Source organism: Paracoccus sp. SSK6, from assembly GCF_039770665.1.
GTDB lineage: Bacteria > Pseudomonadota > Alphaproteobacteria > Rhodobacterales > Rhodobacteraceae > Paracoccus.
Genome location: NZ_JBDPNJ010000030.1, coordinates 23,243 through 31,118, shown reverse-complemented (window position 1 = coordinate 31,118; position 7,876 = coordinate 23,243). Strand labels below are relative to the sequence as shown.

The following is a 7,876-nucleotide window of genomic DNA, read 5'->3' as shown; positions in this document are numbered from 1 at the left end:
GCGTTTCAGGGACGGGTGGTGGAGCCGGTCTCGCGACGTGCGGGCCATATCGCTCAAGCCAAGCCCCCCTGCTCTGCTTCCGTGGCTTTTGCCCATGGCACGCCATGGTGTGCGACATGCGCCTGCCGGGAAGGTGACGCTGTGCCCGGTTTCATCTGGCGCGTTCTGATCGTTGAAGACGATTACTTCATCGCCAATGACCTTGCGGCGGGTTTCGAAGCCGCCGAGCCTCGCTATCGTCGGTCCGGCCTCCTGTGGGCAGCCAACAGGTGGTCAGCACGCTATGCGGACTGGTTCTTTCCCGGAAGCTGCGCAACCGACGCGATCCGTAGCGGCTTCATCGCGACCGGGGCGCGATGCTCATGCGGGGGGCGAGGCGGCCGGGATCGGCATGTCGATGGTGCAATGCACACCGTCGGGCGTCAGCTTATAGGTCGTCGCGGCGTTCAGATGCTAGGGCAGCGCGCGTTCGATCAGCACGCGCCCATACCCGGCGCCTTGCGGGCGATGGTCCGCGCCGGTCATCCGCAGGCCCGTTTCACGCCAATCGACGCGCAGGCGACGCTGACCGCCGGGGCAGGCCGTCACGTTCCAGCGGATCGCAAGCCGCCCTTCTGGGCAAGCAAGCACCCCGTATTTCAGGGCATTCGTCGCTAGTTCGTGCAAGGCCAGAGGAAGCGGCACGTCTGGGCTCCGTCAAGCGCCACCTTCCTGCCCGTGCGCCGATCGCCGACCGTTCCGATCCAGGCAACTGGCCGAAACTCACCCGCTGGCCCGCCGAAAGACGCGACAACAGGCCTTGGACGCGCGACAGGGCGGGCAAGCCTGTCGTCGAAGCGGTGCCGGAAGTCGTCAAGCGAGCCCGCCTTGTCGATGGTCTGGCGCGAGATCGCACCGACCACGGTGATGAGGTGGCGGGTGCGGTGCTGATGTTCGGCCACCATCACGCCCTGCCGCGCCTGCAAGTCGCGCAGGTCGTGGATGTCGGTCGAGGTGCCAAGCCATTCGGCAATGGCGCCCGGCGTGTCGCGCACCGGCACCGGCATATCGAAGCGGAGCCCACCATGAGGGCTCAACGCCGCCCCCCTGTCTCCAGGTTCGGGACACTCCCATGAGGCCGGCGTTTTCTTTCACCGAAGGGCTTTGCCAGGAAGGCCTGGAAACAGCAGGCCAGCCGCAACGGATCCTTCATCCTTTTGGGGTTCCGGCGGAAGGAAAACCAACGCACCCTTCCTTCCCTGCCGTGCCATTCGATAGAATGGTGTTCGCCTTGACAGAATGCCTTGTCCCAGGGATCATCTCCCTTTCTGGCAGGAGTACAGGGCTTGGGCGAAAATCGCGTTGACGCCGTTGAGCGGGCCTTGCTGATCCTTGATGCCTTCCAGGAGGGCAGGACATCTCTCAGCCTGGCTGCCCTGGCGCAGGAAACGGGGCTTTACAAAAGCACGATCCTGCGGCTTGCGGGATCCTTGGAGCGGTTCGGCTATCTGGCGCGCGACGACCGGGGCGTCTATCATCTGGGCCCCAGCCTTTGGCGCCTTGGATCGCTGTATCGGCGCAGCTTCGATCTTGAGGAACACATCCGCCCGGAACTGCGCCGGATCGTCGAGGCAACGACCGAAACCGCCGCCTTCTATGTCCGCGAGGGCGCGGAACGCATCTGCCTCTACCGGCTCAACTCTCCCCGGTCCGTCCGGCACCACCTTGAAGAAGGCACGCGGCTTCCGCTGGACCGGGGCGCGGGCGGCCGTGTCCTTCTTGCCTATGACGGCTGCCCCGGCGAGCCTTACGAAGACATCCGCCGGACCGGCCATTACACTTCCCTGGGCGAGCGCGATCCCGAGATCGCGGCGGTATCGGTGCCGGTGTTCGATTCCGCGGGCCGCCTGCGCGGCGCGCTGTCGGCCTCGGCCCTTCTCGGCCGGTTTGGTCCTGCGGCACGGCGGGGGGCGATCGAGGCGCTGAAGGAAAGCGCCGCGCGTCTCAGGACATCCCTGTTGTGAGCGAAAGCCGGGCTTTCGCAGGGGTCGGGCGGCGAAAGGATCAGCCTCGCCCGGCGCCTAAAGATCGCGGACGGGGGTGCCCGTATAGGCCCAAAGCCATTCCCTTGGCAGCGGGCCCTTGTTCCGTTCGGAGCGCTGCGACTGTTCCCAGGCATGGGCCAGGATGCCGACCGAGCGGGACAGCACGAACAGGCCTCGGGTCAGCGGCGGCGGGAAGCCCAGCTCCCCATAGATGACGGCGGTCGCGCCATCGATGTTGAGGGGGATCCGCCTGCCTTTCCGGCGGGCGACCTCTGCCTCGACCGCCTCGGCGATCCCGGCGAAGCGGCCGTCGATGACGCCCTCGGCGGCGAAGTCCCGCGTGATCTCCAGCAGGCGGGGCGCGCGGGGGTCGATGGGGTGGAAGCGGTGGCCGAGGCCGGGCACATAGCCCTGCGCCTCGCGGAAGAAGCGGTCCAGCCGGTCGGACACCGCCGCCTGCAGATCCAGGCCGCCATCCATGGCGTCCGCGATCTCGCCGAAGAAGGCAAGGGCCTGCTCGCCCGCGCCGCCATGCACGTCGCCCAAGACGTTGACGGCCGAGGCCATGGCGCTGTTGATGCCGACGCCGCAGGTCGCCGCCATCCGGGCGATCGCGATCGACGGCGCCTGCGGCCCATGATCGACCGCCGCCCCCAGCGCGATGCCCAGAAGCGCGGCCTGCCGCTCGGTCGGCAGCTCGCCGCGCAGCATCAGCCAGATCATCGCCGGAAAGCTGACCCGGCCGATCAGATCCTGGATCTCATAGCCGCGCAGCCGGATCACGCCCGGCGACATCTCGATGATGTCGGTTGACCACCATTCCTCGCCCCGGCTCCGGCCGGTCTTCTTCTCGGGATGGGTCATGCCACGGTCTCCGGCCGGTTGCGGGACGGAAGGTCCGCGAAGATGTCCTCCATATGCTCTCCCAGAGAGGGTGGGGGCGCTTTCGGCAGCGGTGCCGTCCCGTCCACCATGAAGCCGCCGCGCACCACCGTAAGCTGCCCATCGACCCCCGGCACATCTTCGAAGCGCGTGGTGACATTGCGCTGCATCACCTGCGGTTCAGCCAGGATCTGGGGGATCGTCAGGACGCGGCCCGCCGGCACCCCGGCGGCGTTCAGCAATTGCTCCCATTCGGCGGCAGGGCGGCTGGCAAGCGCTTCCTCGATCAGGGCGGTCAGGGCGGCCCGGTTCGCCTTGCGCGCCTCGCGTTCCGCAAAGCGGGGATCACCGGCAAGCTCGGGCCGCCCGATCAGCGAGGCGAGGGTGACGAACTGGTCCTGCTTGTTGGCGGCGATGTTGAGCAACCCGTCGCCGGTCCTGAAGGCGCCGGATGGCGCCGCCGTCATGTTGTCATTGCCCATCGGCTCTGGCTCGACCCCGGCGATGAGATAGTTCGACACCGGCCAGCCAAGCGCCGAAAGCGTGCATTCCAGCATCGAGACATCGAGGAAGGCGCCCTCTCCGGTGGCCTTTTGGCGGACAAGCGCCGCAGCGATGGCAAAGGCGCCGACAAGGCCGCCCAGGGTATCCGCCACCGGATAGCCCACCCGCAGGGGCGCGGTGTCAGCCGTGCCGGTGATGCTCATGATGCCCGACAGCCCCTGGATGATCTGGTCATAGGCCGGGTTGCCCCGCATGGGCCCGGTCTGGCCGAAACCCGAGATGGCGCAATAGACCAGCTTCGGCTGGACCTTCTTCAGGCTGGCATGGCCCAGTCCCAGGCGGTCCATGACGCCGGGACGGAAATTCTCGACCAGGACATCGGCCGAGGCGACCAGGTCGAGGAAGCGGTCCCGGTCGGCTTCGGCCTTGAGGTTCAGGACCACCGAGCGCTTGCCGGCGTTCTGTGCCAGGAAGGACGCGCCCATATGCGCCTTGTTGAGGTCGGGGGACGCGCCCAGTTGGCGGGCAAGATCGCCCCCTCCGGGGGATTCGACCTTGATCACGTCCGCCCCCAGAAGCGCAAGCTGATAGGCGCAATAGGGACCGGCCAGGACATTGGTCAGGTCAAGCACCCTGACGCCGTCAAGAAGCATGGACATTGCTGGTTCCTTCGTTGTCTCAGGCATCGCCCGGCACGTGGTCGGGTCCGCGCGTCCGGCGGTGGCGGATCCATCCGTAGACATGCGGGGCCAGCAGCGCGACAGCCGACAGGACCAGCAGCGCCAGCGAGATCGGGTGCGTGAAGAACACCGTCGCATCGCCGTTCGAGATGGTCAGCGCGCGGCGGAACTGCGCCTCGGCCAGCGGCCCGACGATCATGCCGATGATGACGGGGGCCGTCGGGAAATCGAAGCGCCGCATCAGAAAGCCCATCGCGCCCAGCAGATAGAGGACGACGAGATCCACCACCGATTGCGAGATGCCGTAGGAGCCGATCGTCGCGAAGACGAGGATGCCCGCATAAAGCTGCGGCGCCGGGATCTTCAGCATCCGCACCCAAAGCCCGATCAGCGGCAGGTTCAGGATGACAAGGATGATGTTGGCAAGGAACAGGCTGGCGATCAGGCCCCAGACCAGGCCGGGCTGCGTCTGCAGAAGCAGCGGCCCTGGCTGGATGCCATAGCTTTGAAAGGCCGAAAGCATGATCGCCGCGGTGGCCGAGGTCGGCAGGCCCAGCGTCAGCATCGGCACCAGCACCCCTGCAGCCGAGGCATTGTTGGCCGCCTCGGGCCCGGCAACGCCCTCGATCGCGCCCGTGGTGCCGAACTCCTCCTTGTGTTTGGACAGCTTCTTTTCCAGCGCGTAGGACAGGAAGGTCGGGATCTCGGCCCCGCCCGCCGGCATCGCGCCGATGGGAAAACCGATCAGGGCGCCACGGATCCAGGCCTTCCACGACCGGCCCCATTCCTGCGCCGTCATGTAGAGCGAGCCCCTGAGCGGCACGACCTCGTCCCGCCCGGCGTATCGGCGCGCAGCGATGTAAAGGGTCTCGCCCACCGCGAACAGCCCGACGGCGATCAGGATGACATCCACGCCGTCCAGCAGTTCCACCATGCCGAAGGTGAAGCGGGCCTGGCCGGTCTGAAGATCGACCCCCACGATGCCAAGGGCAAGGCCGACGAAAAGGCTTGTCAGCCCGCGCACCGACGACGACCCCAAGACCGCCGAAACCATCACGAAGGCCAGGATCATCAGCGAGAAATATTCGGCGGGTCCGAACAGCAGCGCCATGTCCACCACGACCGGCGCAAGGAACGCGATCCCCACCGTGCCGATGAGACCGGCCACGAAGGAACCGATCGCCGCCGTCGCCAGCGCGGCCCCGCCCCGGCCGGACCGGGCCATCCGGTTGCCCTCCAGCGCCGTCACGATGGTCGCGCTTTCGCCCGGCGTGTTCAGCAGGATCGAGGTGGTCGAGCCGCCATACATCGCGCCGTAATAGATGCCGGCGAACAGGATGAACGACGCCTCGGGCGGCACCTGGAAGGTGATCGGCAGCAACAGCGCGATCGTCAGCGCCGGCCCCAGGCCGGGCAGCACGCCGATGGCGGTGCCAAGCGTGGTGCCCAGAAGGCACCACATGAGGTTGGCGGGCGTCAGGGCGACGGCGAAGCCATGGGCAAGCTGGGCAAGCGTTTCCATTGTCAGGCCCCCAGCAGGCGTTCGACGACACCCGCGCCGATATTGACGCCAAGCGCCTTGGCGAAGCCGAAATAGGCCGCCAGCGCAAGAACAAGACCGATGCCCCCGTCGCGCAGGGGATGGCGGCTTCCGAAGCCGTAGCAGACAAGCACGAACATGACGACCGACGCGGCGGTGAAGCCCAGCGGCTTGATCAGGACAAGGTTCGCAAGAAGGCCAGCGGCGACAAAGGACACGCCCTTCCAGTCGATGGGCGTTTCCTTTTCCTCCTGCGGCTGCCAGCCGCCGCGCAGGGCGGCAACGACCAGAAGCGCCCCCAGAAGGGCGAGGCCGGTCACCGTGATATAGGGAAAGGCGGTCGGGCCGACCTTGGCATACATCGGCGAGGCGGGGATGCTCAGCGTCTGCCAAAGCGCCAGCAGGGCAAAGCCCACGACCCCCAGGCCGATGATGAGTTCAGGTACCGCGATCCGCTTCGGGGCGGGCTGCGCTTCGTTGATGGACATGATTTCCCTCCCTGTCCTGACTGCCAGGCAGCCGTGGACCTCCAGTGCCGGCAAGAGCGCGGCTTGACCGCCGCGCCCGCACTTGTTCTACGAGGCCATGCCAAGATCCTTCAGGATCGCCTCGATGCGCTTGTTTTCCTCGGCCAGGAAGGTGGCAAAGTCGTCGCCGGTCAGAAGGATCTCGCTCCAGCCGCGATTGGCGGCCTCGGTCTTCCAGGAGTCCGAGGCGGCCATGGTCTCGACCAGCTTGATCATCGCGGCCTTGTCCTCGTCCGACACCTCGGGCGGGGCGAAGACACCGCGCCAGTTGAACAGCTCGACATCGATGCCCGCCTCCTTCAGCGTCGGCGCGTCGATCCCTTCCTGCCGTTCGCCGGCCGAGATGGCCAGCACCCGCAGCCCGCCGGCCTTCACCTGCTCGGCGAACTCGCCATAGCCGGAAATGCCCGCCGCGACCTGGTTGCCCAGCAGGGCCGCCAGGGCCTCTCCGCCGCCCGCATAGGGGACATAGGACAGGCTGGTCGCGGGAACGCCGGCCGACTTGCCGATCAGCCCGAACAGGATGTGGTCCGAACCGCCCGCCGACCCGCCGGTCACCGGGACCGCCGCCGGATCGGCCTTCAGGGCCGCCATGAAATCATCCACGGTCTGGAACGGCGATGCCGCCGGAACGACCAGGGCCTCGAACTCGCCCGTCAGCCGGGCGATGGGCGTGACCTGGTCCAGCGACACGGGCGAGCGGTTGGCGATGATGCTGCCCACCATGACCATGCCGGACACCATCAGCGCGTTCGGCCTGCCCTTCCACTGGTTGATGAACTGCGGCAACCCGACCGTGCCGCCGGCGCCGCCGACATTGGTGATCTGCGCGCCGGAAATCAGGCCTTCCTTGCGCAGCACCTGCTCCATCGTCCGGGCGGTCTGGTCCCAGCCGCCGCCCGGCGCCGCCGGCACGAACATCTCCAGCTGCGGTGCGTCCTGGGCGAAGACCGGCACGGCCCCCATCAGGGCCCCTGCCAGGGCGACGGCCATACCGCTTTTCAAGAGGCCACGTCTTTTGAACATCGAGAACTCCCCTCCCCAAAGGCGCCTTTCGGCGCTGCGGGACCATGCGGGCCCCAGCAGGTTTATGGCGAATCACGCCTCATTCTGTCAATAAGAATATCGTTCTGTTGTACAGAACGACACGGCGCAGATGGCGCGAGCCGCCAAGCCCCGCCATGCTTTTCCATGGATCTGCCGCTTCCCCGCAGGCGGTTCGCGGAAAGGCCGCACGCTGCCCTTATGGCAAGCCTGTAGCCAATTCCTGCTTTTCGCGAGAGTTTTCTTGTGCCCTCCGCAAGGCGCGAAGGGGGGGTCGCCTGCCGGTCCCTTTCTGCACGGCTGCCATCCTGGATCACCGTGCCCGCAACACGCGCAAAGGGCGCGGTGCCGCCAGCAGCATGAACGGTCGTTCCAAAGTGGCAGGCGCGCGCCTTGACCAACAGGCTTCGTGGTCAAACCCAGGCGTTTATCCGGCAGCAGGTGAAAGGCGACGCGTCAGCCTTTGCGGTCAGCCACCGCGCGATAGCCCGAGGCATCGACGAAGCAGGCGAGATCGGCATTGGTGGAGACCGATGCCGACATCAGGAACGGATCGATCCTGACCTTGATCGGGGATTATAGAGGCCGGCGGGAAGGTGGCCTTTCCGGCCCCTTCTTGAAGATCCCGCCGGGAATGTGGCCGGACTTTACCAGCAAACCAGGAAAATCCGCATC

Annotated in this window: 9 protein-coding genes; 3 read left to right on the top strand and 6 right to left on the bottom strand. The window is 66.8% G+C overall.

The window, feature by feature from the left end; all coding sequences use genetic code 11:
• Positions 1-657: hypothetical protein (locus AAIL68_RS14835; RefSeq protein WP_347140526.1), on the top strand; the 657-nt coding region annotated here is incomplete at its 5' end.
• Here AAIL68_RS14835 and AAIL68_RS14830 read toward each other — a convergent pair.
• Positions 654-1,076 carry an HWE histidine kinase domain-containing protein gene (locus AAIL68_RS14830; protein ID WP_347140525.1) on the bottom strand — a complete coding sequence of 141 codons (423 nt, stop codon included), beginning with the start codon at positions 1,074-1,076 and terminating at the stop codon, positions 654-656. The two genes, AAIL68_RS14835 and AAIL68_RS14830, sit on opposite strands and share 4 nt — an antisense overlap.
• 249 nt (positions 1,077-1,325) lie before the next feature.
• Here AAIL68_RS14830 and AAIL68_RS14825 point away from each other — a divergent pair, with 249 nt between their 5' ends.
• On the top strand, positions 1,326-2,003 hold the full coding sequence (locus tag AAIL68_RS14825; RefSeq protein ID WP_347140524.1) for an IclR family transcriptional regulator: 678 nt from the start codon (positions 1,326-1,328) through the stop codon (positions 2,001-2,003).
• Positions 2,004-2,060: 57 nt separating this feature from the next.
• On the opposite strand, the gene AAIL68_RS14820 is transcribed toward AAIL68_RS14825, so the two are convergent.
• The 5 genes from AAIL68_RS14820 to AAIL68_RS14800 all read right to left on the bottom strand — a co-directional run bounded on the left by AAIL68_RS14820 (position 2,061) and on the right by AAIL68_RS14800 (position 7,150).
• Complete coding sequence (locus AAIL68_RS14820) at positions 2,061-2,888, bottom strand: citryl-CoA lyase (RefSeq protein ID WP_347140523.1); 828 nt, start codon at positions 2,886-2,888, stop codon at positions 2,061-2,063.
• On the bottom strand, positions 2,885-4,069 hold the full coding sequence (locus AAIL68_RS14815) for a CoA transferase (protein WP_347140522.1): 1,185 nt from the start codon (positions 4,067-4,069) through the stop codon (positions 2,885-2,887). The genes AAIL68_RS14820 and AAIL68_RS14815 overlap by 4 nt, the downstream gene beginning before the upstream one ends.
• A 19-nt stretch (positions 4,070-4,088) precedes the next feature.
• Positions 4,089-5,612: a tripartite tricarboxylate transporter permease gene (locus AAIL68_RS14810; protein WP_347140521.1), complete on the bottom strand. Its 1,524-nt coding sequence runs from the start codon at positions 5,610-5,612 to the stop codon at positions 4,089-4,091.
• A gap of 2 nt (positions 5,613-5,614) precedes the next feature.
• Complete coding sequence (locus AAIL68_RS14805) at positions 5,615-6,118, bottom strand: tripartite tricarboxylate transporter TctB family protein (RefSeq protein WP_347140520.1); 504 nt, start codon at positions 6,116-6,118, stop codon at positions 5,615-5,617.
• 87 nt (positions 6,119-6,205) lie between these two features.
• Complete coding sequence (locus AAIL68_RS14800) at positions 6,206-7,150, bottom strand: tripartite tricarboxylate transporter substrate-binding protein (protein WP_347140519.1); 945 nt, start codon at positions 7,148-7,150, stop codon at positions 6,206-6,208.
• A gap of 444 nt (positions 7,151-7,594) precedes the next feature.
• Between AAIL68_RS14800 and AAIL68_RS14795 the strand changes: the two genes are divergently transcribed.
• The gene (locus AAIL68_RS14795) at positions 7,595-7,783 is read left to right on the top strand and encodes a hypothetical protein (RefSeq protein WP_347140518.1); all 189 of its coding nucleotides are present in this window, start codon (positions 7,595-7,597) and stop codon (positions 7,781-7,783) included.
• Positions 7,784-7,876: the final 93 nt, after the last annotated feature.

Excerpts from the sequence above, each read along its gene's own strand:
- AAIL68_RS14820 (WP_347140523.1), bottom strand. The coding sequence starts at position 2,888 with ATGACCCATCCCGAGAAGAAGACCGGCCGGAGCCGGGGCGAGGAATGG.
- AAIL68_RS14815 (WP_347140522.1), bottom strand. The coding sequence starts at position 4,069 with ATGTCCATGCTTCTTGACGGCGTCAGGGTGCTTGACCTGACCAATGTC.
- AAIL68_RS14810 (WP_347140521.1), bottom strand. The coding sequence starts at position 5,612 with ATGGAAACGCTTGCCCAGCTTGCCCATGGCTTCGCCGTCGCCCTGACG.
- AAIL68_RS14805 (WP_347140520.1), bottom strand. The coding sequence starts at position 6,118 with ATGTCCATCAACGAAGCGCAGCCCGCCCCGAAGCGGATCGCGGTACCT.
- AAIL68_RS14800 (WP_347140519.1), bottom strand. The coding sequence starts at position 7,150 with ATGGCCGTCGCCCTGGCAGGGGCCCTGATGGGGGCCGTGCCGGTCTTC.